This window comes from Pseudoalteromonas sp. meg-B1 (genome assembly GCF_003173795.1).
Lineage (GTDB): Bacteria > Pseudomonadota > Gammaproteobacteria > Enterobacterales > Alteromonadaceae > Pseudoalteromonas > Pseudoalteromonas undina.
Window position 1 is genome coordinate 1,485,068 of record NZ_QGQU01000001.1, and the last position, 22,000, is coordinate 1,507,067.

20 protein-coding genes are annotated in these 22,000 nt (G+C 40.1%); 5 read left to right on the plus strand and 15 right to left on the minus strand.

The window, feature by feature from the left end:
- Window positions 1-63: 63 nt before the first annotated feature.
- The 4 genes from DK924_RS07065 to DK924_RS07080 all read right to left on the minus strand — a co-directional run bounded on the left by DK924_RS07065 (window position 64) and on the right by DK924_RS07080 (window position 4,138).
- On the minus strand, window positions 64-540 hold the full coding sequence (locus DK924_RS07065) for a GreA/GreB family elongation factor (protein ID WP_109874706.1): 477 nt from the start codon (window positions 538-540) through the stop codon (window positions 64-66).
- A 267-nt stretch (window positions 541-807) separates the two neighbouring features.
- Complete coding sequence (gene secF / locus DK924_RS07070; RefSeq protein ID WP_109874707.1) at window positions 808-1,737, minus strand: protein translocase subunit SecF; 930 nt, start codon at window positions 1,735-1,737, stop codon at window positions 808-810.
- The gene (gene secD / locus DK924_RS07075) at window positions 1,730-3,568 is read right to left on the minus strand and encodes a protein translocase subunit SecD (RefSeq protein ID WP_109874708.1); all 1,839 of its coding nucleotides are present in this window, start codon (window positions 3,566-3,568) and stop codon (window positions 1,730-1,732) included. The genes secF and secD overlap by 8 nt, the downstream gene beginning before the upstream one ends.
- A 108-nt stretch (window positions 3,569-3,676) precedes the next feature.
- Window positions 3,677-4,138, minus strand: a complete 462-nt coding sequence (locus tag DK924_RS07080) for a hypothetical protein (protein WP_036984887.1) — start codon at window positions 4,136-4,138, stop codon at window positions 3,677-3,679.
- Between the two features lie 113 nt (window positions 4,139-4,251).
- Between DK924_RS07080 and DK924_RS07085 the strand changes: the two genes are divergently transcribed.
- The 3 genes from DK924_RS07085 to DK924_RS07095 all read left to right on the plus strand — a co-directional run bounded on the left by DK924_RS07085 (window position 4,252) and on the right by DK924_RS07095 (window position 9,194).
- Window positions 4,252-6,042 (plus strand): ABC transporter ATP-binding protein/permease, encoded by a 1,791-nt coding sequence (locus DK924_RS07085; protein ID WP_181388751.1) that lies wholly within the window; start codon window positions 4,252-4,254, stop codon window positions 6,040-6,042.
- Between the two features lie 195 nt (window positions 6,043-6,237).
- Window positions 6,238-8,316, plus strand: coding sequence for a M13 family metallopeptidase (locus DK924_RS07090; protein WP_109874709.1), 2,079 nt, complete (start codon window positions 6,238-6,240; stop codon window positions 8,314-8,316).
- A gap of 164 nt (window positions 8,317-8,480) precedes the next feature.
- Window positions 8,481-9,194, plus strand: a complete 714-nt coding sequence (locus DK924_RS07095) for a YebC/PmpR family DNA-binding transcriptional regulator (RefSeq protein ID WP_008110544.1) — start codon at window positions 8,481-8,483, stop codon at window positions 9,192-9,194.
- A gap of 205 nt (window positions 9,195-9,399) precedes the next feature.
- Here DK924_RS07095 and DK924_RS07100 read toward each other — a convergent pair whose 3' ends face one another.
- The 6 genes from DK924_RS07100 to glk all read right to left on the minus strand — a co-directional run bounded on the left by DK924_RS07100 (window position 9,400) and on the right by glk (window position 16,558).
- Window positions 9,400-10,524: a sterol desaturase family protein gene (locus DK924_RS07100; RefSeq protein ID WP_010389847.1), complete on the minus strand. Its 1,125-nt coding sequence runs from the start codon at window positions 10,522-10,524 to the stop codon at window positions 9,400-9,402.
- Window positions 10,525-10,660: 136 nt separating this feature from the next.
- Complete coding sequence (gene gap / locus DK924_RS07105) at window positions 10,661-11,665, minus strand: type I glyceraldehyde-3-phosphate dehydrogenase (protein ID WP_008110546.1); 1,005 nt, start codon at window positions 11,663-11,665, stop codon at window positions 10,661-10,663.
- Complete coding sequence (gene eda, locus DK924_RS07110) at window positions 11,662-12,294, minus strand: bifunctional 4-hydroxy-2-oxoglutarate aldolase/2-dehydro-3-deoxy-phosphogluconate aldolase (RefSeq protein ID WP_054200836.1); 633 nt, start codon at window positions 12,292-12,294, stop codon at window positions 11,662-11,664. The genes gap and eda overlap by 4 nt, the downstream gene beginning before the upstream one ends.
- 33 nt (window positions 12,295-12,327) lie before the next feature.
- Entirely contained in the window at window positions 12,328-14,178 is a 1,851-nt protein-coding gene (edd, locus tag DK924_RS07115) for a phosphogluconate dehydratase (protein WP_054201194.1), read from the minus strand.
- A gap of 338 nt (window positions 14,179-14,516) precedes the next feature.
- Complete coding sequence (locus tag DK924_RS07120) at window positions 14,517-15,530, minus strand: LacI family DNA-binding transcriptional regulator (protein ID WP_109874710.1); 1,014 nt, start codon at window positions 15,528-15,530, stop codon at window positions 14,517-14,519.
- A 29-nt stretch (window positions 15,531-15,559) separates the two neighbouring features.
- Window positions 15,560-16,558 (minus strand): glucokinase, encoded by a 999-nt coding sequence (gene glk, locus DK924_RS07125; protein ID WP_109874711.1) that lies wholly within the window; start codon window positions 16,556-16,558, stop codon window positions 15,560-15,562.
- Between the two features lie 290 nt (window positions 16,559-16,848).
- Here glk and DK924_RS07130 point away from each other — a divergent pair, with 290 nt between their 5' ends.
- Together DK924_RS07130 and DK924_RS07135 are read left to right on the plus strand one after the other, a co-directional pair.
- Window positions 16,849-17,865: a LacI family DNA-binding transcriptional regulator gene (locus tag DK924_RS07130; RefSeq protein WP_076920235.1), complete on the plus strand. Its 1,017-nt coding sequence runs from the start codon at window positions 16,849-16,851 to the stop codon at window positions 17,863-17,865.
- 290 nt (window positions 17,866-18,155) lie between these two features.
- Complete coding sequence (locus tag DK924_RS07135) at window positions 18,156-18,788, plus strand: trimeric intracellular cation channel family protein (RefSeq protein WP_075169453.1); 633 nt, start codon at window positions 18,156-18,158, stop codon at window positions 18,786-18,788.
- A 9-nt stretch (window positions 18,789-18,797) separates the two neighbouring features.
- Here DK924_RS07135 and DK924_RS07140 read toward each other — a convergent pair whose 3' ends face one another.
- The 5 genes from DK924_RS07140 to DK924_RS07165 form a co-directional block, all read right to left on the minus strand.
- Window positions 18,798-19,037 carry a DUF3955 domain-containing protein gene (locus tag DK924_RS07140; protein ID WP_109874712.1) on the minus strand — a complete coding sequence of 80 codons (240 nt, stop codon included), beginning with the start codon at window positions 19,035-19,037 and terminating at the stop codon, window positions 18,798-18,800.
- Window positions 19,038-19,146: 109 nt separating this feature from the next.
- Window positions 19,147-19,572: an N-acetyltransferase gene (locus tag DK924_RS07145; RefSeq protein ID WP_109874713.1), complete on the minus strand. Its 426-nt coding sequence runs from the start codon at window positions 19,570-19,572 to the stop codon at window positions 19,147-19,149.
- Window positions 19,573-19,599: 27 nt separating this feature from the next.
- Complete coding sequence (locus DK924_RS07150) at window positions 19,600-20,250, minus strand: YidC/Oxa1 family membrane protein insertase (RefSeq protein ID WP_109874714.1); 651 nt, start codon at window positions 20,248-20,250, stop codon at window positions 19,600-19,602.
- Between the two features lie 568 nt (window positions 20,251-20,818).
- Complete coding sequence (locus DK924_RS07160; RefSeq protein ID WP_109874716.1) at window positions 20,819-21,163, minus strand: DUF6508 domain-containing protein; 345 nt, start codon at window positions 21,161-21,163, stop codon at window positions 20,819-20,821.
- Between the two features lie 216 nt (window positions 21,164-21,379).
- Window positions 21,380-21,796 carry a hypothetical protein gene (locus tag DK924_RS07165; protein ID WP_146199366.1) on the minus strand — a complete coding sequence of 139 codons (417 nt, stop codon included), beginning with the start codon at window positions 21,794-21,796 and terminating at the stop codon, window positions 21,380-21,382.
- Window positions 21,797-22,000 lie beyond the last annotated feature (204 nt).

The window sequence follows — 22,000 nt, forward strand, 5'->3', positions numbered from 1 at the left end:
TAATTTAACAAAGAGGCCTACGAGATGCTGCGCCTCAGAGTAAGAGACAAATAAATACTACATTCAAAGCACTTTAACCACATCGTAACTATGCTTTACATCACCGATCGTTAAACTAACTTCATCATCGACTTGTTTACCTAATAATTGTTGCCCTAATGGGGCACCAGAGGTAAGTACTTGAATGGTTGTGCCTTTAATATCAACGGTTAATCCACCAGCTGCTGGGCCTAAATAAAACCATTTTTGTGTGCTGGCATCGTCTTCTAAACATACCAATGAGCTTATAACGACAGTGCCTGTAACGGGTTCGTTGTATATGGCTTCAAATAGTTGTATTTCTTTATAGCACTCATTAACTCGCTCTGCATGGCCTTGTGCTAAATAGGCAGCTTCAAGCCCGAGGGTATCGTATTGGGTCTCTGCAATACTTTCTTCATGGGTAGCGGTATCGTGAGCTGTTTGAGCTGCAATTTTAGCAGTGTTTAGTTGCTCATCTAAGGCAAAACGAAGGTGCTCAGTAACATGGGCTTTATTCATTTGGAGAATTCACTCAATTCGGTAAAAATAATTTGCTATTTTATACCAATCTGCTTGGATATGGGACCTATTTTAACGATAAGAAAATTGCTCTATAACTAGGCAAAATTTTTGACATCTAGTTGTTCTAAATGAAAAAATTTTAACAACGTTATAGGGGGGTTTAATTCGTTAAATTGTTCAAATATCTATGTAGGTTGGTATTAGCATTGTTGCTACATCGAACACTATCCCTTTGCTGTGTAACAACAATGCTAATATTTAAGGCTATGGCATATCCATTAATGCCTGCGTTTGCTGATCCACTTGCTTATCGTAGTTTTTAGCACTTAACCCAAGTAGCTCAGGTAATGTAGCAGCAATACAAATAGACGACAGCGTGCCTACGACTATTCCTGCAAACAAAGCAATGGCAAACCCCTGCAGCGGCGCGCCAGCTAACAGCCAAACACTTGCCACTGTTGCGAGCGTAGTTCCTGAGGTAATAAGCGTACGAGTTAAGGTGCTTTTAATAGCACTGTTGATAATACGACTTGGTTTGAGTGTGATGTTTGTTGGTATGCGCAACAGCTCGCGCACCCTATCTCCAACTATTATTGAGTCATTTAGGGAGTAGCCAATAATTGCCAATAAACTGGCTAAAACGGTTAGGTTAAACTCTATTTGTAACCACGAAAATAAGCCAACCACCAGCACTAAATCATGTAATAAAGCCACCACAGAGCCTAATGCTAAACGCCACTCAAACCGAACAGCTAAATAAATCATTACCGCTACCATCGCAGCAAATAAGGCTAAGCAGCCTTGCTCAAATAATTCATCACCCACTTGAGAGCCAATATAAGCTGATGATAAAACCTCAGCGTTTATATCTGGGTTTTGGCTAATCGCGGTTTTCCAAGCATCATTATTGGCACCTTTATTTGGCGCTTGCGTTAATTGAAAATGATTATTGCCCTGCGCTGTTAGTTCAAATTCACCTTGATGGTTTTTAGCAATAAATTGCTCAAGCTGTTTTAGTTCAACACCTTGGCTGGTGGTAAATTCTGTTAAATAACCACCCGTAAAATCAAGGCCAAAATTAAGCCCTTTTTGTGCAATGGTGAATACCGATAACAACACAAATATGGCACTAACAAGCATGCCTGTATAACGCATACGTGACCCTGTCTCACATTTTAAAAAAGTGTTAAGCATGCGCGTTTACTCCTGCTTTTTTACCCAGCTTTAAATATAAGCTTTGGCTTAAATACTTAGATACATACACTCCAGTAAACACCGATGTAATAAGACCAAGCGCCAGCGTTATCGCAAAGCCTTTTACCGAGCCATAACCTATGCCATATAAAATAATCGCGGTGATCATGGTGGTAATATTGGCATCAAATATAGTATTAGCAGCCTGTTTATAGCCCTCTTGGATTGCTTGATACGGGGGGCGACCTTTGCGACGCTCTTCTTTTATGCGTTCAAATATAATCACGTTAGTATCAACCGCCATTCCTATAGTTAATACTAAGCCTGCTATCCCTGGAAGAGTTAAAACCACCCCAGGTAATAACGACATTAGCCCCACTAAAGAGGTTAAGTTTAAAATTAACGCAACATTTGCAATAAGCCCTAAACGGCGGTACCACAGCGCCATAAACGCAAGTGTTAAACCCATGCCTAACATTAACGCTGCTAATCCATTATTAATATTGTCTTGGCCAAGGCTTGGGCCAATAGTTTGCTCATGCACTATCGTTACAGGCGCAGTAAGTGATCCTGCGCGTAGTAGTAGCGCTAAATCGGCAGCGGCTTGTTGGCTCTGCATATTGGTTATACTAAACCGCGAGCTTAAATGCTGGGCAATGTTCGCCACATTAATGACTTCGCTTTTTTTAACCACTTCACCTTTAGCATTTTGTGAATACTCTGAATAAAGCGTTGCCATAGGTTTACCTATATTCGCCTTTGAAAAAGCCGACATAGCATCGCCACCTTGGCCATCTAAGCTCAGTTGTACCAAAGGTTTACCCCAGTCATCACGGCCTATATTAGCGTTATTAATATGCTCACCGGTAAATATAGGTACAGGGTCGAGCTTAATAGTCCCTCCCGATTGCAAATTAAACGTTTGCCCGCCTCTCTCTTTAAGTTGATAAAACCCCAATGACGCGGTTGCACCAATTATGCGTTTTGCTTCAGCTGGATCTTGCACGCCAGGTAGCTCAATACGAATACGCTGCTTACCTTGGCGCTGTGTAACGGCCTCAGTTATACCGAGCTCTTCAATACGTGAGCGAAGTGTGGTGAGTGTTTGGCTCATCACTTCTTTATCAAATGCGCTGCGCCCTTGCTCAGAATAGCTAATTTTAACGACCTGTAAGTTGCCATTAGTTGATGTGGTTGTAGTGAGGTTTTCAAAACGGCTTTTAAGCTCTTTTATGACAACTGTTAACTTATCGCCAGCATTCTCAAGCGCACTTATTTCAAAGCCCTGATTAGTCTGCTTCGCTTTAACGCCATAGGCTTTTTGCTTAACAATAATGGCTTTTGTTTGTTGATATGCACTGAGCAATTGCTCATCAATGGCTTTATTTAAATCAACATCAAGTACAAACAATACCCCGCCGTTTAAATCAAGACCCAGCTTTATAGGCGATAAGCCAAACTCTTGTAACCAAATAGGGCTGGTTGCATGTTCAACAATTTTAACTTGTGTGTTTGGAAAGTTTGATTTTAAAGCCGCCTGAGCTTGGGCACTTTGCGTAGGTGTATTTAAAAGTACATTAATATTTGCTTGGTCTTTTAAACTTTCACTCACTTCAAAACCTTGGCTATTTAAAAAGCGTACAAGATTTTCAGTACTAGGCAATGCTTGTGCTTTAACCTCAGAAGTTGCACTAACATGCAACCACGACTTATTCGGGTATAAATTAGGTAAGGCGCTTATTGCTAGTAACACTAATACAATCAGCATGGCTACATAGCTCAATTTAAACTTAGCCTTAAATGGCTTTTTCTCTTTTTTTAGACTTAACATAGTTATTCCTTATTACTAGGCATAGCCCAGTAACGTACCCATTAGGCACAATTAATCTGCAGGTCAAAACGCGATGCGTTAAAACCAATTAACATTAAATAGGGAACTTTATGCGTGGTAGGTGGTTACAGCGGTGTATAACAGATTAGCGTCTTTCCAGCCGCTCAAGCGCGACTTTTTACTTTTAAATACCCTAGTATACCAAGGCTGACTTATAGTAACTGCTTGCGGTCGCAAAAAAATATGCCTACAGCCATTTAGGGCAAAAAACTCATGCACTACATCGTATTCAGGATCGCCCTGCGCACTATGTAGAAATAAAAATGAGTTATTGGCTGTTAACCTAGGTTGATGAGCATCAAAATCAGAATGCTTTGAGTTTTTGTGCTTTAAATTGCCAAGCGATTTTGTAGGTGTAGGAGTGTTAGTTAAATGGTCAACATTAACAATATCGGTAAGACTGCTTAAGTTACTGCCTAAACCCTGCTTTACGCCCATAGCATGGCTTTGCACACTAAAGAGTGCAGCAAAAAACAAGCATGTAGCGAAAAAAACGCGAAATTTAAACATTTTCCATTTAAAACTAAAATAAAGGATAGCTAGTATATAAGGGCAGCTAATTAAAATACAATAGCCGTTCTTAAGCTAATTCATTTATATAATATCAAATACTGAGATCCTCGATGCGCTCCAGACAAAGTTCAGTAAAACGCCCCGACGCCATGAATTTAAAACAAAGCGTTCAAACTCTTTGGCCTTATATCACTAAGTTTAAAGGCCGTGTGCTGATTGCTATATTAGCGCTCATCGGTGCTAAAGGCGCGACATTACTCATGCCATGGGCTTTAAAAGAAATAATTGATTCGGTTGATAAATCAATTAATCCACTACTTCTTGTTCCTACTTTATTACTGATTATGTACGGCGCATTGCGCTTTGCTAGTGTATTTTTGGGTGAAGTACGCGATGCAGTATTTTCGCGAGTCACCGAGCATGCCATGCGAGATATTGGACTTAAAGTGTTTAAACATTTGCACTCATTAGATTTAGCTTTTCATTTAGATAGGCAAACTGGCGGCATAAGTCGAGACATAGAGCGCGGCACCAGTGGCTTAAGCTTTTTAATGCGTTTTTTAATGTTTAATATTGTGCCCACGTTGTTTGAAATAATGACTGTGGCGATTATTTTTGGCAGCTTGTTTTCTATTTGGTTTGCGCTGATCACCCTATTGGCTGTGGCTATTTATATTTTTTTTACCGTGACGGTTACCCAATGGCGAAACCGCTTTATTCGTGAGTCAAATGCTGCCGACAACCAAAGTAACACCCGTGCCATCGACAGTCTATTAAATTACGAAACCGTAAAATACTTTAATAATGAACAGCATGAAGCCCAAACTTACGACACATTTTTAGCAACCTGGGAACAAGCACGATTAAAAAACAGACTCTCGTTACTGGCGCTTAATTCAGGGCAAGCACTGATCATTGCATGTGCCATAACCGCATTAATGTGGCTTGCAGCCAATGAAGTGGTTACCGGCGAGTTAACGATTGGTGAGCTGGTAATGATCAATGCGTATATGATCCAATTATTTTTACCGCTTAACTTCTTGGGATTTGTGTATAGAGAAATACGCCGTGCCCTTACCGACCTTGAAAACATGCTTGGGTTATTAAATACCTCACCCAAAGTAGCAGATAGCGAAACTGCGCAACCATTAGCACTCAAAAATGGGGCAATTAGCTTTGAAAATGTCAGCTTTAGCTACGATAGTAAACGCCTTATTCTTAAGAACGTCAGTTTTCATGTAAACCCTGGTGCTAAGGTAGCGGTTGTAGGTGCTAGTGGCGCAGGTAAAAGCTCGTTAGCCCGCTTGTTATATCGTTTTTATGAACTTTCATCGGGCGCGATTAAAATTGATAATCAAGCCATAAACACAGTCACCTTGGCAAGTTTGCGTAAAGCTATTGCCATAGTGCCGCAAGATACTGTGTTATTTAATACCAGCATACGCGAAAATATTCACTACGGCAGACCCAGCGCCAGTGAAGATGAAGTAAACAAAGCCATAAACATGGCGCATCTAACAGACTTTATTAATAGCCTAGATAAAGGCGATAAAACCTTGGTAGGCGAACGCGGACTAAAAGTCTCTGGCGGCGAAAAACAACGTATTGCTATTGCTCGCGCTATTTTAAAGCAATCGCCGATTTTAATTTTTGACGAAGCCACTTCCGCGCTCGACTCACAATCTGAGCAGGCCATATTAAACGCTATGCGAGAAGTAGCCTCTAACCACACCAGTATTGTTATTGCGCACCGCTTATCAACAATTACCGATGCCGATACTATTATCGTGCTTAAGGCGGGAGAAGTGGTAGAGCAAGGTAAACATGATGAATTACTCATGCAAAATGGTGAATATGCTCATATGTGGGCATTACAGCAAAAGCAGTCCAAAGCGCAATAAACTAAGCCTCTCGGGTACGATTGAAGTATCTGAGTGCTTTTTTGCTATTTTGCTAGTATTTCATTCATCTTATCGACCGGTACGGTTATTCACCTCAAAAGGTTTGTTTGCAGTGAAGTTATCAATACAATCAAGTAGCTATTTTTATAACAAAAATATAACGAATTAAATAACGTGAATTCATAGGGGAAAATAATGAAAAAGAGTTTAATTGCAGCGGCGCTCGCTGCCACATTTATTACTGGCTGTTCTGAGCCACAAACAACAAAAACTGAGCAAGTAGCAGCAGTTGCAGAAAAGCCACAAGCAACAGAGCAAGCCGAATTAGGCACGTTTGGGGTTGATTTAACTGCGCGTAACGAAGCTGTAAAACCAGGCGACGATTTCTTCATGTACGCCAGTGGTTCATGGTACGACAACTATGAAATGCCAGCAGATAAAACCCGTTACGGTGCATTCTCTGCGCTAGCTGAGCGCAGTGAAGATCGCGTTAAAGAAATTATTGAAGAAATTGCAGCACGTGACAACTTAAACGCCGAAGAGCAACTGGTCGCTGACTTTTATAACTCGTACATGGATACCGAGACGCTTAACAAACTTGGTATCACGCCAATTAAGCCGTTGCTTAACGACATCAATTCGGTTGCCTCTACTGATGATTTGGCAAAAGTATTTGGCCAATCTTGGCTTACGGGTGTAAGTGCACCACTTGGTGGCGGTATGTGGTTTAACCGTTTAGATCCCAATAAATACGAAATGTCATTAGGTGCAGGTGGCTTAGGTTTACCTGATCGTTCTTACTACCTTGAAGATGCAGAACGTTTTGTAAAAACCCGTGAAGCGTATGTTGCACATATTGCCGATATGCTTAAATTTGCAGGGGTTGATAATACCACAGAGCGTGCACAAGCGATTTTAGCGCTTGAAACCAAAATTGCAGAAGGTCATTGGCCACGTGAAAAACGCCGTAATCGTGATTTAACCCTAAACCAAGTAAAACGTGATGAGTTAAGTGCGCAATACCCAGGATTTAACTGGGATTTATACTTTGCACAAACAGGTTATAAAGTACCACAATTAAACGTATCGCAGCCTGAACCTGTTAAAGCCATGATTGACTTAATCAATAACGAAGATTTAAGCGTATGGAAAGACTACCTTACATATCATGCGATTAATGGTAACTCACGACTATTATCTGAAGAAATATTTAACACTAGCTTTGCCTTTTATGGAAAAGAGTTAAATGGTCAGCAAGAGCCACGTCCACGCTGGAAACGCGCTATCAGCCAAATGTCTGGCACTAGCTCATTGGGCTTTGCAATTGGTAAAATTTACGTAGATCGTTATTTCCCTGAGTCATCTAAGCAACAAATGTCTGAGCTTGTTGAAAACTTACGCACAGCACTTGGTGAGCGTATTGATAACTTAGATTGGATGGGCGCAGAAACAAAAGTAAATGCGCGTGCAAAATTAGCGGCGTTTGTGCCAAAAATTGGTTACCCAGATGAATGGCAATCGTATGAAGGCTTAAGCATTAGCAAAAATGATTTAATGACTAATGTAAAAAATATGCGTGAGTTTTTCCAGGCTGAAAGTGTAGAAAAAGAGCTGAAAAAGACCGACCGTAATCGTTGGGGCATGACACCACAACGTGTTAATGCTTACTACAATAGTTCGTTTAACGAAATTGTATTCCCTGCCGCTATACTACAACCGCCGTTTTTCGATCCAAATGCAGATCCAGCAGTAAACTACGGTGGCATTGGCGCTGTAATTGGCCATGAGATGGGCCATGGCTTTGATGATCAAGGCTCAAAATCTGACGCTAACGGCATACAACGTAACTGGTGGACTGACGAAGATCGTGCTGCTTTTGATGCTAAAGCCGACAAACTTGCAGCCCAGTACAGTAAATACGAACCAATTCCAGGTAACTTTGTAAATGGCCGCAACAGTTTAGGTGAAAATATTGGTGATGTGGGTGGTTTAGCCATGGCTTATCATGCTTACAAACTAAGCTTAAATGGTAAAGAAGCACCGGTAATTGACGGTGTAACCGGCGATCAACGTTTCTTCTTAGCATGGGCACAAGTATGGAAAGAAAAACGTACTGAGCAAAGTATGTTAAACCAATTACGTGGTGGTACACACGCACCAGGTCGCTTTAGAGCACAAGCGCCTCGTAACCATGACGCTTGGTATAAAGCATTTGATGTAAAACCAGGCGATGAGTTATACCTACCAGAAGAAGAACGCGTTCGTATTTGGTAATACCTGACAAACGTTCATCGTTTGTAACGAATAAACAGCCCGCTTATGCGGGTTGTTTTATTTTTGGCTACTAACAATACTTACTAGCCCTACCCCGTATTTACCTTTAGAATATGGGCTTGCAAATTTTTTCAATTATTTATACATATTAAGGCGAAACGCAGATGGGAAGAGCTTACCAAAACAAAAAAGATTCAATGGCTAAAACTGCGGGTGCTAAAACTAAAGTTTATTCTAAATACGGTAAAGAAATTTATATTTGTGCTAAAAATGGCGGTGTTGATCCAGACGGCAATCTAGCACTACGTCGTTTAATTGAACGCGCTAAAAAAGACCAAGTACCGGCTCACGTAATTGAACGTGCTATTGATAAAGCCAAAGGTGGCGGCGGTGAAGACTATGCAGCCACGCGTTACGAAGGCTACGGGCCAGGTAACTGTATGATTATTGTTGACTGTTTAACCGACAACAACAAACGTACTTTTGCTGATGTACGTGTATGTTTTACCAAAGCAAACGCTAAAATTGGCGCACAAAACTCAGTTTCACACTTATTTGATCACCTTGCTATTTTTGTGTTTGACGGTGACGACGATGAAACCGTACTTGAAGCACTGATGATGGCAGATGTTGATGTTACCGACGTTGAAGTAGAAGACGGCAAAGTGACCGTATTTGCACCGCACACTGAATACAACAATACCCGCACAGCACTTGAAGAAATGGGTGTTACAGAATTTGACGAAGACTTAATTGCCTTTGTACCTCAAGTTGAAGCTCCTATTGAAGGCGAAGACGTTGAAGTTATGGAGCGCTTTTTAGCCATGCTTGAAGATTGTGACGACGTACAAAACGTGTACCATAACGCTCAATTTTAATCGTTAAGCGAATAATCTGAGCTCTGTATCTTCAGCGACAACTGCGTTGAGTTTACTTGCAATAGATTATGTTTAAAGGCCAACTTAGTTGGCCTTTTTGTTATATGAAGAATGGATTAGTTAATAACCCTCATAACTAGGGTCTGTTGGCTTTTATAGTTGTTATGCGGCCATGAATCTTATGGCCGCAATCTAAAACTACAGACTATTTTTGTTTTTTAAACGGGTAAATTTGTTGCTTTAGCATACCTACAGGCATGTAGTCCCCGACAACACCATATTCTTTAGGCCACTCTGCTTGGCCTTTTACCGCAGTACCAAATAAATAATCTAAAAACGAGAAATGGGCTGCATAATTTCGATCAATGGCAGCTTTATCGGATGCGTGATGCCAATGGTGAAACTGCGGAGTAACCATAAAATATTTTAACCACCCAAATTTTACATTCACGTTAGCATGGTTAAATACGGCTTGAAAACCAACAATAATTACATATAAGCTGATTATTTGCTGTGAAAACCCCAGCACAAATATAGGGGTTAACACTAAACTACGGGTGATCAGTATTTCTAAAATATGCTGACGAGAGCCTGCAAGCCAATCCATTTCTTTGGCACTGTGATGCACACCATGAAATCGCCACATAAATGGCACTTCGTGATATGCACGATGCGTCCAATACTGCATTAAATCAGCCACCAAAATAATTAAAAATAGCTGTAGTATAAACGGCATTTGCGCTATGTAAGCTTGCAGTGTGCTCGAAACCGCCCAACCAAAACCATAATGCACAAAATGATTAGTAACCAGTAATACAAAGCCCACTATTAAGTGATTAACAAAGAAGTGGTTTAAATCCCCGCGCCATTCACTACGAAGTATTTTTTGCTCTTTTCGATGCGGAAGTAGTTTTTCAATTAAAATAAAAATTAAGGTAGAGCCTAGTAAGTCTAATATAAACCAATCTAAGCCAATATAAGGAGTGTTATCTGCAAAGTCATTCACTTCAACATTCGGGCCACCAAAGCTAATGGCCAGTATAATAAAAAACCACGCAGTGGCACCCAAACGTTTATTCGTATTTCGTACAAAATTAAGTAACCCTAAGCTACCGGAAATAATAAGAGCAACAAACATGAGCTGACGTAAAAAGTCAACGCTATAGCTTTTGCGTAATTCTGGAGTTGTTAAATATTCCGGAAAGTGGAATGCAAGCACTCCTAAGCAACTTAATATTGCCAAAAAGCAAGCAATATAACCGCTGATATTACCCTCACCGATTTGCAGGTGACTAGTACGAAATATTTTTTTAGTGACGTGTTTTAGCATTATTTTCCTTAATATGGCATGCAGTTCCCTATTCTAGTGCGCATATTCTAGCAAACTTTGGGCTAACTAAAACACAAAAAAAGCCACGCAGTGCGTGGCTTGGCTGGATAAAGTAAAATTTAACTACACGGAAAAATTATAAATAAGCACCCAGCGCTTTAACTTGATCTAACATGCGGTTTGAGAAACCCCATTCGTTGTCGTACCACGCCATTACTTTAACCAATTTACCATCAGCACGCGTTTGCGTTGCATCAAAAATAGATGATGCTGGGTTATGATTAAAGTCGATAGAAACAAGCGGCAGCTCATTGTACTCTAAAATACCTTTCATAGAGCCAAACGCAGCATCTTTAACTACTTGGTTAATTTCTTCAATGCTTGTGTCACGCTTAGCAATAAACGTTAAATCAACTAACGACACATTAATTGTTGGTACACGTACCGCCATGCCATCTAGTTTACCGGCAAGTTCAGGCAGAACTAATCCAACCGCTTTTGCAGCACCCGTTTTAGTTGGGATCATAGATTGAGTCGCACTACGCGCGCGGTATAAATCTGGGTGGTATACGTCAGATAAGTTTTGATCGTTGGTGTAAGCATGAATGGTGGTCATGCTACCTTGTTCAATTCCTACTGTATCGTTAATTGCTTTAGCAACAGGCGCTAAACAATTGGTTGTACATGAAGCATTAGAAATAATGTTGCTATCGGCATTAATTACATCGCTATTTACACCGTGCACTACGGTAGCATCCATATCTGTACCAGGAGCCGATACCACTACTTTTTTCGCGCCCGCTTCAATATGCTTATTAGCTGCTTCGCGAGAAGTAAATAACCCCGTACATTCAAGTACGATATCAACATTTAGTGCTTTCCACGGTAAATTAGCAGGGTCACGTTCTTGCGTTAGCGTGATCACATCATCGCCAATTAGCATAGTGTTATCTTTAAGTGTTACTTGCTGTGAAAAACGACCATGTACTGAGTCAAACTGAGTCAGATGAGCATTTACATTGGCTGGGGCTAAATCGTTAATAGCCACAATTTTAATTTCATTATTTTGCGCTGATTCATACAGTGCACGCAATACATTACGACCGATACGGCCGTAGCCATTAATTGCTACATTAATCATTTTTGACTCCTATTAACTTCACATGCTTGGCGAGCAAGCGTTTCAATAGCTTGCCAGTCTTTATTTTCAATAAGTTGTTTGTCTAACATCCACGTACCACCTACACAAATAACATTGTTAAGTGCTAAGTAATTAGGCGCAGTAGCTAAACTAATGCCACCGGTTGGGCAAAAAGTAATATCAGGTAATGGGCCGCCAATCGACTTAATCATCGCAGTTCCGCCTGCGGCTTCTGCAGGAAAAAACTTTAAAAATTTAAAGCCGTGCGCTGCTAAGTTCATCACTTCGCTTGGGGTTGCTGCACCGGGTAAAAAAGGAATACTTGACTCTTTTGCCAATGCTAACAGTTCATCGCTTACGCCTGGGCTTACCATAAAGTCAGCGCCAGCTTCTACTGAGGCGTTAAAGCTTGCTTTATCAACCACAGTGCCAGTGCCTACATAAGCCTCTGGTACTTCAGCTTTCATTAACTTTACAGCTTGTGCAGCAATTGGTGTACGTAGTGTAATTTCAAGTGCTTTTAAGCCACCGTTGTACAACGCTCTTGCAAGTGGTGCGGCATCTTCTAGTTTTTCGATTACCACCACTGGCACAACGGGTGCCGATGCTAAGATTTTTTCAATACTCATTACTTGTTCCTCATTACCCAATATGGCTAATTATTATTCAAGTCCAAAAGCACTTGCACCTAAATCGGCACTGCTTACGATATTTCTAAATCCAGTAAATAATTCACGACCTGTACCAAATGTTTGGCTTGCTTGGCTAATTTGTAGTTCACGCTGTGCAAGATCTTCGTCGCTTACATGCAGTTTTAAAATACCATTTGGCGCATCTAAAGTAACAATATCGCCTTCATGGATTTTAGCTATAATGCCACCTTCAACTGCTTCAGGTGCTAAGTGGATTGCCGCTGGTACTTTGCCTGATGCACCCGACATACGTCCGTCAGTAACAATAGCCACTTTGTAGCCCTGATCTTGTAATGTTGCCATTACCGGCGTGAGCTTATGAAGCTCTGGCATGCCTTTAGCTTTAGGGCCTTGCTCTTTAAGAACAGCAATAAAATCTTGGTTAAGCTCACCACGGGTATAAGCGTCTTGTAACTCACCTTGTGAGCTAAATACTTTTGCTGGCGCCGACACCACTTGATGCGACTCTGCAACGGCTGATACTTTAATAACCGCCTTACCTAAGTTACCAGTTAGTAACTGTAAACCACCTTGCTTGCTAAATGGATTGCTTACAGGACGAAGTACTTCTTCATCATGTGAGTTTTCAGGACACGCAACCCATTTAACTTTACTAGGGCCATTGGCATCACTCATAATCAAGTTATCGTCTTTATCAAGCAGTGGCTCACACATGTAAGGTGCAAGACCTTCGCCTAAAATAGTGGTTACGTCTGTATGAAGGTAACCAGCACTGGCTAATTCACGCATTAAGAAGCCCATTCCGCCGGCTGCTTGAAAGTGATTAACATCTGCTGAGCCATTTGGGTAAATACGCGTCAGTAATGGAACAACCGCTGATAAATCAGACATGTCTTTCCATGTAACTTGAATACCGGCCGCTTTAGCAATCGCCACAATATGGATTGCATGATTGGTTGAGCCACCTGTTGATAACAAGCCAACTAAGCCGTTAATAATGGTTTTTTCGCTGATCACATCCGCTAAACACGGACCATCTTTGTTTTCTGTAAGCTGCTTGAGCATGGTCTCAACTGCATTACCCGTTAAGCCATCACGCAATTCTGTGTATGGATTAATAAACGAGCTACCTGGTAAGTGTAAGCCCATAATTTCCATTAACATTTGATTTGAATTTGCAGTGCCATAAAACGTACACGTACCCGCACTGTGATAAGAAGCACTTTCCGCCTCTAATAACTCATCGCGAGATACTAAACCTTGGGCAAACTTCTGACGAACACGTGCTTTGTCTTTGTTTGGAATACCTGACTGCATTGGTCCTGCTGGTAAAAAATACACAGGTAAGTGACCAAATGATAAAGCACCGATTAATAAGCCAGGAACAATTTTGTCACACACACCTAAACAAAACACACCATCAAACACGTCATGCGATAAAGAAACCGCAGTAGACATAGCAATAACGTCACGAGAGAAAAGCGATAGTTCCATGCCGTCACGACCTTGGGTAACGCCATCACACATTGCAGGTACACCGCCAGCAACTTGCGCGGTCGCGTCAAATTTAGTGGCAATGCTTTTAATTAAATCTGGGTATTCTTTGTAAGGCACATGCGCAGATAACATGTCGTTGTATGAATTAATAATTGCAAGGTTTGGCACCTCATCTGCTTTTAAACGCGCTTTGTCATCGCTGCTGCACGCAGCCATAACATGGGCAATATTGCCACAGCCTAAACCAGCACGAACTCTTGTTTGTTTTTTTGCGTGCGAAATACGATCTAAATAGGCTTGACGGGTTTGTTTACTGCGCTCAATAACGCGTTCTGTGACTTCTTGAATTCGAGGGTGCAACATAATTTTACTCATCTCTATTCGTTAGAGGATAAAGGCTCAGTAACAATTATAGACTCCACGAAAATAACTGTACTGAGCATCTTTGACTTACCCGTTCAAAGGTACGCTACCAGGGAGCCTCTCACAACAACCCTGACACCGGTGTCAGGGTATTAACGCATGACAATGACACCGGTGTCAACCCTGAGTAATAAAAATAGTCATTTTTTTTAACATGTGCAATAAATAAACGTGAATTTTTAGTGAAATATTAGCGGCAAATAATGAAGGTTAAAAATGCAGATAAAAAAAGCCCGAGTAAGCGTCACTCATACTCGGGCTACTGTGAAAAAGCGGTTTTATTTTACGGCTGCGGTTGACTCTCGCGTGATTAATTTTGCTTCTAAAATCACCTTATAAGGCGACTCTTGCGGCTCAATAATATGGGTAATTAACTGGGTAACAGCCTGTTTAGTCATCTCTTCTACGGGTTGCGCTATAGTAGTTAGTCCGGGCCAAATATGACGCGCTATGGGAGCGTTATCAAAGCCAGCAATAGAAATGTCATCTGGTACACGCAAGTTACGCTGTGTGGCTAATTTAAGCACGGCGGCTGCCATGTAATCATTCGATGCAAATACAGCAGTAGGTCGTGGCGATAAATCTAAAATACTACGCGCACTGTCTACCCCTGAGTGATAACTAAAGTTACCCTCTTCAACTAAGCGTTCGTTAAATTCAATACCATGGCTTGCTAATGCGCGCCTGTAGCCTTTAAAACGCTGCTGTGTAGCACTGTGATCTGGGTGACCTTTAATAAACGCGATAGAGGTATGCCCTAGGTTTATTAAGTGCTCGGTAATTTCAAATGCGCCCTGCTCGTCATTACTGGTAACAGAAATAGAGTCATCTTCTAAAATAGCAGAAGCCACTCGAGCATAAGGAATTTTTTTCGACTTTAAAAAATCAACCAGTTCTGAAAAGTCACAAAATGGTGGCGTAAGTACTAAACCATCAAGGCGTGATGACTGTAATAGCTGCTCTATATTATTAATAAGTGCCTCACCTCTGAGCTCACAAGGGTGAATCAGCAAGTTATAGTTGTTTTCTTGGCATGCAGCTAATGCGCCTGTTTGCACTCGAGTAATATAACTTTTACTTGGGTTATCGTATAAACAACCAATAATAAAACTACGGTTTTGTGCAAGCCCTCGAGCAATGGGATTAGGTGTGTAATCAAGCTCCTTAAATACCGCCAATACTTTCTCGCGGGTGGCCGCGCTCACATTTGGTTCGTTATTCAGTACGCGCGATACCGTTTTTTTAGATACACCGGCATAACTAGCAACGCTATTTATAGTGACTTTTTTCATCTATTTATTTCCAAATGTATGCAACGTAATTAAACCTGTTGACTCGTATGCAAACACGCGGCAGCACCAATTAAAGGAATGTTGTCTTGTGTTACTAATGTGACCGGAATTTGACCTGTATATTGCGACATTATGCCCTTTTGTGAAAAGCGCTCAATGAAGCGGCTTTCCAGTAAACGAGCCTGCATTCTTGGTAATATGCCACCGCCAATATAAAGGCCACCAAGAGCACCATAAGCAAGCGCTAAGTCGCCTGCTACACTGCCAATCCAATCACAAAACTGATTAAGCGTTGCCTCACATACTTCACATTCACCGCTGTTGGCTAAGCTACTAATTTGTGCAGCGTCTAAATTCTTTGCAGCGACCCCTTTAACTGCAGCCATTGCTTTGTACAAATGAGCAATGCCTGGTCCAGAAAACACAGTTTCTACCGATACATGTGGGTGGTCTTTCTTAAGTGCTTGAATAAGCTGAGCGTCAAGTTCATTTACTGGCGCTAGAGAAATATGACCACCTTCTGAACTCATTACCGCAGACGAATGTGCAGTTCTTACTAAACACGCTGCACCAAAGCCTGTACCTGGGCCCATTACACCAATATTTGCTGTGTCGTCTGCTTGGCCAGGTTTAACGGTTACGTTTTGAGAAGGATCTAAATACGGAGCGGCGTAAGCGAATGCAGCAAAGTCGTTTATTACGCTTAATTGTTCAAGGTCAAAATGGTGTTTGAAATCATTAACGCTAAAGTGCCAACCTAAGTTAGTTAAGTGAACTTGGCCTGCGTTAATTGGGCCTGCCACTGCTAGGCATGCGCGTTTAGGATTTATATGAGACACTGTTGATAAGTAATACTCGGTAGCACTTTCGAGCGATCCATAATTAGCACTTGGAAACGTATGATTATGCTCAATGGTAAATTGATTACTTGATTCATCAAACCCCGTGATCAACGCAAAGCGAGCATTTGTGCCGCCAATATCGGCAACCAGAATTGGATCAAAGTGTGTGCTAGAGTGTAAACCCATAGTGTTATCTCTTTTGTTTAAGTAATGAGTACTTATTATTTTAATGGGGTATCATTGATACTTATTTACTTTGAGCTATCACCTCAAAGCAGCTATCACTGTAAAAAAGGCTACCTTTAATAATAAAGGTAGCTAATACGTTTTGACAACAAAATGATAAAACGTCCTTATTGTGACACCGGTGTCATGAAAAAATCAATAAAAAAATGCCTTTATTGACAAATAAGCTTGAAAAAAATCACTAATAAACGAGAATAGCCCCTTATTGTCCTCTTAAATAAGTAATCGTGATGAAAGGTAAAGCCACCTCATTTGATATAGCCCACTATGCTGGGGTGTCTCAATCTACAGTTTCTCGTGCTTTACGAAATAGTCCCTTGGTAAATGATGAAACCCGAAGGCGGGTTCATGACATTGCCAAAAAGCTTAATTACAAAGTTGATAAAAACGCCAGTAACCTGCGTACTCAACAAAGTAGCACCCTAGCTTTATTGTTGTTTGAAGATCCGACCTCAGATGAATCGCAAATCAATCCGTTTTTTTTAGCCATGCTGGGCAGTATTACTCGTGCCTGCGCTAAAGAGGGTTACGATTTACTCGTGTCATTTCAATCGGCCAGTGCTGATTGGCAGGCAGATTACGAAGACAGTCACCGTGCAGATGGCATCATTTTATTAGGTTATGGCGACTATATAGATTTTCAGCCTAAATTTAACACCTTACTTGAACAAAACACCAAATTTGTTTGCTGGGGGGCTAGCGTTGATAACCGCCCTGATTTAACCATAAGTTGCGATAATTATGGCGGTGGTAAACTCGCCGCCGAGCATTTATTAGCTCATAGCCGCAAAGACTGCGCGTTTATAGGCGATGCCTCTGATCATAGCCCCGAATTCTTTGCCCGCTTTAATGGCTTTAAAGACGCGTTACAACAAAACGGCATTTCACTCAATGAGCGTAAAATTGCCAATGCTATCTCTACCGAAGAGTCTGGCTATCATGCCACGCGTTCTTTAATTGCTAATAACATCACCTTTAATGCACTTTTTGCTGCCAGCGACCTTATAGCAATAGGCGCAATACGAGCATTAAAAGAAGCCAATATTAACGTACCAAAAGATGTAGCCGTGATAGGCTTTGATAATATATCTATTGCCAGTTACATTAATCCGCCGCTGACAACCATAGAGCAAAATACCACTATTGCTGGGCAAATGTTGGTTGAAAACCTATTAAAGCTCATTAGGGGTGAGCAAGTGCAAAGCACCCTACTACCACCGCGTTTAATTGCACGTGGCTCAAGCTAATTCATTCAGTAAAACCACTTTTAAGAAGCAACAAAATTAAAGGCAACAGCGCTCTTTTACCTTAAATTAATTCAGGATTTATTGCATTTTTACGGTCATTTGTCCTTTTTGCTTTCAATACTAAAGCTGGTGCTTTCGTAACATTAACAGGCTATTCACACCTCGCTATCACATTAGTTTTTTTAATCTGAAAGCAGCTGTTTTTAATGTAATTTTTCACTCGTCAATGCATACTTTTATCACTACAATCCTGTTTTTATTTTATTGTTAAAACTTCAAGCGATCATCTCATGCTATTAACCATCGTTTATATTATAGGTATTACAGCAGAAGCCATGACCGGTGCTCTTAGCGCTGGGCGCAGAAACATGGATTGGTTTGGTGTTATGTTAGTAGCCAGTGCCACAGCTATTGGTGGTGGTAGCGTGCGAGATATTTTATTAGGTAACTACCCACTGACTTGGGTAAAACACCCAGAATATTTACTGATCACTTGCCTAGCCGGTATTGTTACCACTTGGTTGGCAAAATGGGTGGTTAAATTTAAAGGCATATTTATGCGCCTAGATGCACTAGGGCTTGCTGCGTTTAGTATTATTGGCTGCCAAGTTGGACTTAATATGGGTTTGCACTATGGAATTTGTGTGGTCGCAGCTATAGTAACCGGTGTATTTGGTGGATTATTACGAGATTTAATTTGTCGCCAAGCACCATTAGTACTTCATCATGAACTTTACGCAAGCGTAGCGCTTATAGTCGCGTGTTTATACTTAGCGCTACACCACTACAACATTGATGACAATATCAGCGTGGTTGCAAGTTTAGTAGTAGGCTATTTAATTCGAATGGCATCGGTACGCTTTAAGTGGCGCTTACCAACATTTAATTTATTAGAACCCGCTAATTTAAATAATGAGCAATAACAGCAGCGGTTAATGCCCACCTGCCCTAGCACTTTTAAATAGACCGAATACTTTTCGGGCTAACAAACTAACCACAAAAAGAACTCCCAAAGCAAAACACAGTATGCTCAAGAGCATAAACACGCTTTCATGTAGAACACCATTATTATCAATATACTGATACACACTGTTTTCTATCAGCATAAAACCCGTGCCAAGCAATAAAAAGCAAACACTCAGTGTGGCTGTTTTGTTTGTAAAAAAGCGCATAATCTATCCATAAATATTTTATTAAATTGTCGGGATAGCAGTTTGAATGAACGAATATTAATCTACAGTGACTGAGCAACATTGATTTTTAAAATAAAAGTCACGCTCATTAAACTAAGCTTTTAGACATATAATAAAATCTGTCGTCTTCTTTATCTATGCTGAAACCTGAACGTGTGTAAAGCTTGTGCGCAGGGCTTATTTTAAAAACGCGGAGCCTAAGTTGCATAGCACCTCTGTGCACAGCTAAACGAGCACCCTCATCAATTACTACAGCACCAATACCCATATTTTGAAACGCAGCATCTACTTGTAAGTCACGTATATAGCACCCCTCATCATCAAAAGCCAAGCGCATTGCACCCACTACATCGCCATTTAACAAAACATCCCAATTTTCAAGGTCTGAAATTTGCTCACATATTTTAAGTTGCTGCCAATCAACACCATAATGCTCATAATATCCACGCATATTGGTATAGGTTAACTGTGCAGAAGCCATTAAATCGGCTGTGGGCTGATAACACATATTCATTATTGCCATTCCTTTGTTTAGCGACCTTTACAAAACTTGTTGTGCTTGCTGGTTTTTAAAATATTTATTTACTAATAATGACTGCAATAAGCTAGTACTACTGGATGCAGCCCAGTACAAACCAATTGCAGAAGGAAAGTTAACCAGAGTAACAACACAAATAATTGCGGGAATTAGGAACAATAAGGTGCTGGTTTGCTCTGCGCTACCAGGCATCATCATCATAGATAAATATGTAATAGCCCCCACTAGTAACGAAAGCGCAATATCAGGCTTTGCAATACTGGCAATCCAAGCAAACTTACTATTAAATACAATTTGTTGCAGAGCCTGAAAAGTTCCAAGGCCAAATACCCCTTGGCTTGCCATATTAGTCACACTTTTTTTATCGATAAACTTAATGTTGTGCTTTTTATACAGCGCCATAGTTAATTTTGCGATTTCGCTGGGCTGGTTTTTATAGTTGTTTTTTATGCTATCTAGCTCAGGTTTTAGTGCGGCAATTGCTTTTTTATTTCTAACCATGTTAACCATAGCTACAAGGTTAATCGGCATTAAAACTAATCGCCCAATAACGGTAAACAAAATAATAGCAGCCGCTTGGCTTACGCCCACCTCTTGAGTAAAAAAGGTGATTGACTGCACAATAAAATCAGTAAATAAATTCCAAATTTCCATTTTAGTTTTCCTTTTAATATTATGTATTAAAAGTAACCATCACGACATATTATGTCAATGATTTATTTTAAACTAAAAATGGGTTGCTATTTAACTGTAGTTTAGATTCTGATATTTAGTCATATGAAGATTGCAGCGCAACTAAAAATATTTTATTAAATCTAGTGTACTTGTTTTGGTGGTTTATTAATTACATGCTTTAACCAATGTGTCCATAAAGCAAACATTAAAAGCATCGAGTTTATACCGATCATTATCCAAGGCCTCAACTCAAATGCAAAAACACTAATAACAAAAGGAATAAGAGGGATAGAGAAACCAATTGTTGTCAGTAATACCCCAGGATAAAAGAATAATCCATATAATTATTAGCAAGTTATTTGCAAGCGTCAATCCAGCCGCCCCTATAATTGAAAACATTTCCCAATTAACGAGCAATGTAAAAACGATCAGAAAAGAAATAACTCTTTGTCCATATTTGTATACTAAATCTTGCATATCGACTTACTACCTAAATTAAAAAACAAAATTAAAGATGGGTGTCTTGTTTAGTTGTGTTAATTATTTTTTAGGTTTTCGTAAGTACGTATGCACGGGATATAACTAAAGGAAAAAAATCTTCTTCTAAAAGTACAGCCCATTGTCCATCACCAAAACGTTCAATACGATTCGCATTTGTTAGTACATTACGTAAATTATCATGGGAAGCAATATCTATATTGGACATGATCTTTTTTACTTCACGTGGGTCATAATCAATTTTAAACCATGGAGGAGCACATAGAGCATTCATAAATTTATAAATAACTTCAGGATATTTAGGATAACCACCTAAGTATTCTATATCCGGTAACGCCTCCTTAGCCCGCCTATAGTCTTTTTCAAGTTTTTCCACATCACTTTTTGAAAACATACACCCTCCATGAAACACTAGACATAATAACTCACACACGGTGTTAGCTTAATTCAAACCCAGCACCTCTAACGTGAAATCCATCACTAAAAAATTAAGATGGGTGTAAGCTTTATTTTTACTGAACCAACAATGTACACAGTAAACCTAATATGCAATCCACAAACAATCACACTTATCAAAAAAATTTAAGAAGCACGACAGAAACATGTCTTACTACTGCTTATTTTTAACTATAAGATAGTCAATAGTTGCAACACATATAGAAAAGTAAAGTACGCCAAGGTATTTCCACAATAAGTACTTTGTACTATCGGGTGATGCAATATTAAAAGAAAATAAGCGACCGTCCTTTATAACAAAGACTAAGGCAAGAAAAAGTAAACAACCCATTATATTTAAATAAGTTAAACGGTTAAGTTTATCAAGAATGAAAATGATAGGAATACCAATTACTGTATTACCCATATATGCAATCACCCCCCCAAAAAAACTGATCATCTTGTAAGCTTCCCAGAGTCCACTTTGGGTGACACCTAGTTGTACAGAGAAAATACTAGCGAATAAAAATACAACGCCTAATGCCGGAAATATTATTAAAGGTGCGAATAGCAACATGCTTAAATATCTCAAAGCAACCTCCGTGCTATAAAAAAGCCGCAATAACGGCGTACAATATTAGATGGCTAAACATAGTATGAGTGATTATATCAACGGATATTACAACAACGTTAGACCACTACACTTTAACGCCTCGTTAAGCGGAAATTTATAGTTGGCTAAAATGTTGAACGCAGTGAAAACAGCCAACTGTAAATTTTCCTGCTTTAATGACTT

Bases quoted from the DNA above. Each gene is read 5' to 3' on its own strand.
- DK924_RS07065 (WP_109874706.1), bottom strand. From the start codon at position 540: ATGAATAAAGCCCATGTTACTGAGCACCTTCGTTTTGCCTTAGATGAG.
- secF (WP_109874707.1), bottom strand. From the start codon at position 1,737: ATGCTTAACACTTTTTTAAAATGTGAGACAGGGTCACGTATGCGTTAT.
- secD (WP_109874708.1), bottom strand. From the start codon at position 3,568: ATGTTAAGTCTAAAAAAAGAGAAAAAGCCATTTAAGGCTAAGTTTAAA.
- DK924_RS07080 (WP_036984887.1), bottom strand. From the start codon at position 4,138: ATGTTTAAATTTCGCGTTTTTTTCGCTACATGCTTGTTTTTTGCTGCA.
- DK924_RS07085 (WP_181388751.1), top strand. From the start codon at position 4,252: ATGCGCTCCAGACAAAGTTCAGTAAAACGCCCCGACGCCATGAATTTA.
- DK924_RS07090 (WP_109874709.1), top strand. From the start codon at position 6,238: ATGAAAAAGAGTTTAATTGCAGCGGCGCTCGCTGCCACATTTATTACT.
- DK924_RS07095 (WP_008110544.1), top strand. From the start codon at position 8,481: ATGGGAAGAGCTTACCAAAACAAAAAAGATTCAATGGCTAAAACTGCG.
- DK924_RS07100 (WP_010389847.1), bottom strand. From the start codon at position 10,524: ATGCTAAAACACGTCACTAAAAAAATATTTCGTACTAGTCACCTGCAA.
- gap (WP_008110546.1), bottom strand. From the start codon at position 11,665: ATGATTAATGTAGCAATTAATGGCTACGGCCGTATCGGTCGTAATGTA.
- eda (WP_054200836.1), bottom strand. From the start codon at position 12,294: ATGAGTATTGAAAAAATCTTAGCATCGGCACCCGTTGTGCCAGTGGTG.
- edd (WP_054201194.1), bottom strand. From the start codon at position 14,178: ATGTTGCACCCTCGAATTCAAGAAGTCACAGAACGCGTTATTGAGCGC.
- DK924_RS07120 (WP_109874710.1), bottom strand. From the start codon at position 15,530: ATGAAAAAAGTCACTATAAATAGCGTTGCTAGTTATGCCGGTGTATCT.
- glk (WP_109874711.1), bottom strand. From the start codon at position 16,558: ATGGGTTTACACTCTAGCACACACTTTGATCCAATTCTGGTTGCCGAT.
- DK924_RS07130 (WP_076920235.1), top strand. From the start codon at position 16,849: ATGAAAGGTAAAGCCACCTCATTTGATATAGCCCACTATGCTGGGGTG.
- DK924_RS07135 (WP_075169453.1), top strand. From the start codon at position 18,156: ATGCTATTAACCATCGTTTATATTATAGGTATTACAGCAGAAGCCATG.
- DK924_RS07140 (WP_109874712.1), bottom strand. From the start codon at position 19,037: ATGCGCTTTTTTACAAACAAAACAGCCACACTGAGTGTTTGCTTTTTA.
- DK924_RS07145 (WP_109874713.1), bottom strand. From the start codon at position 19,572: ATGAATATGTGTTATCAGCCCACAGCCGATTTAATGGCTTCTGCACAG.
- DK924_RS07150 (WP_109874714.1), bottom strand. From the start codon at position 20,250: ATGGAAATTTGGAATTTATTTACTGATTTTATTGTGCAGTCAATCACC.
- DK924_RS07160 (WP_109874716.1), bottom strand. From the start codon at position 21,163: ATGTTTTCAAAAAGTGATGTGGAAAAACTTGAAAAAGACTATAGGCGG.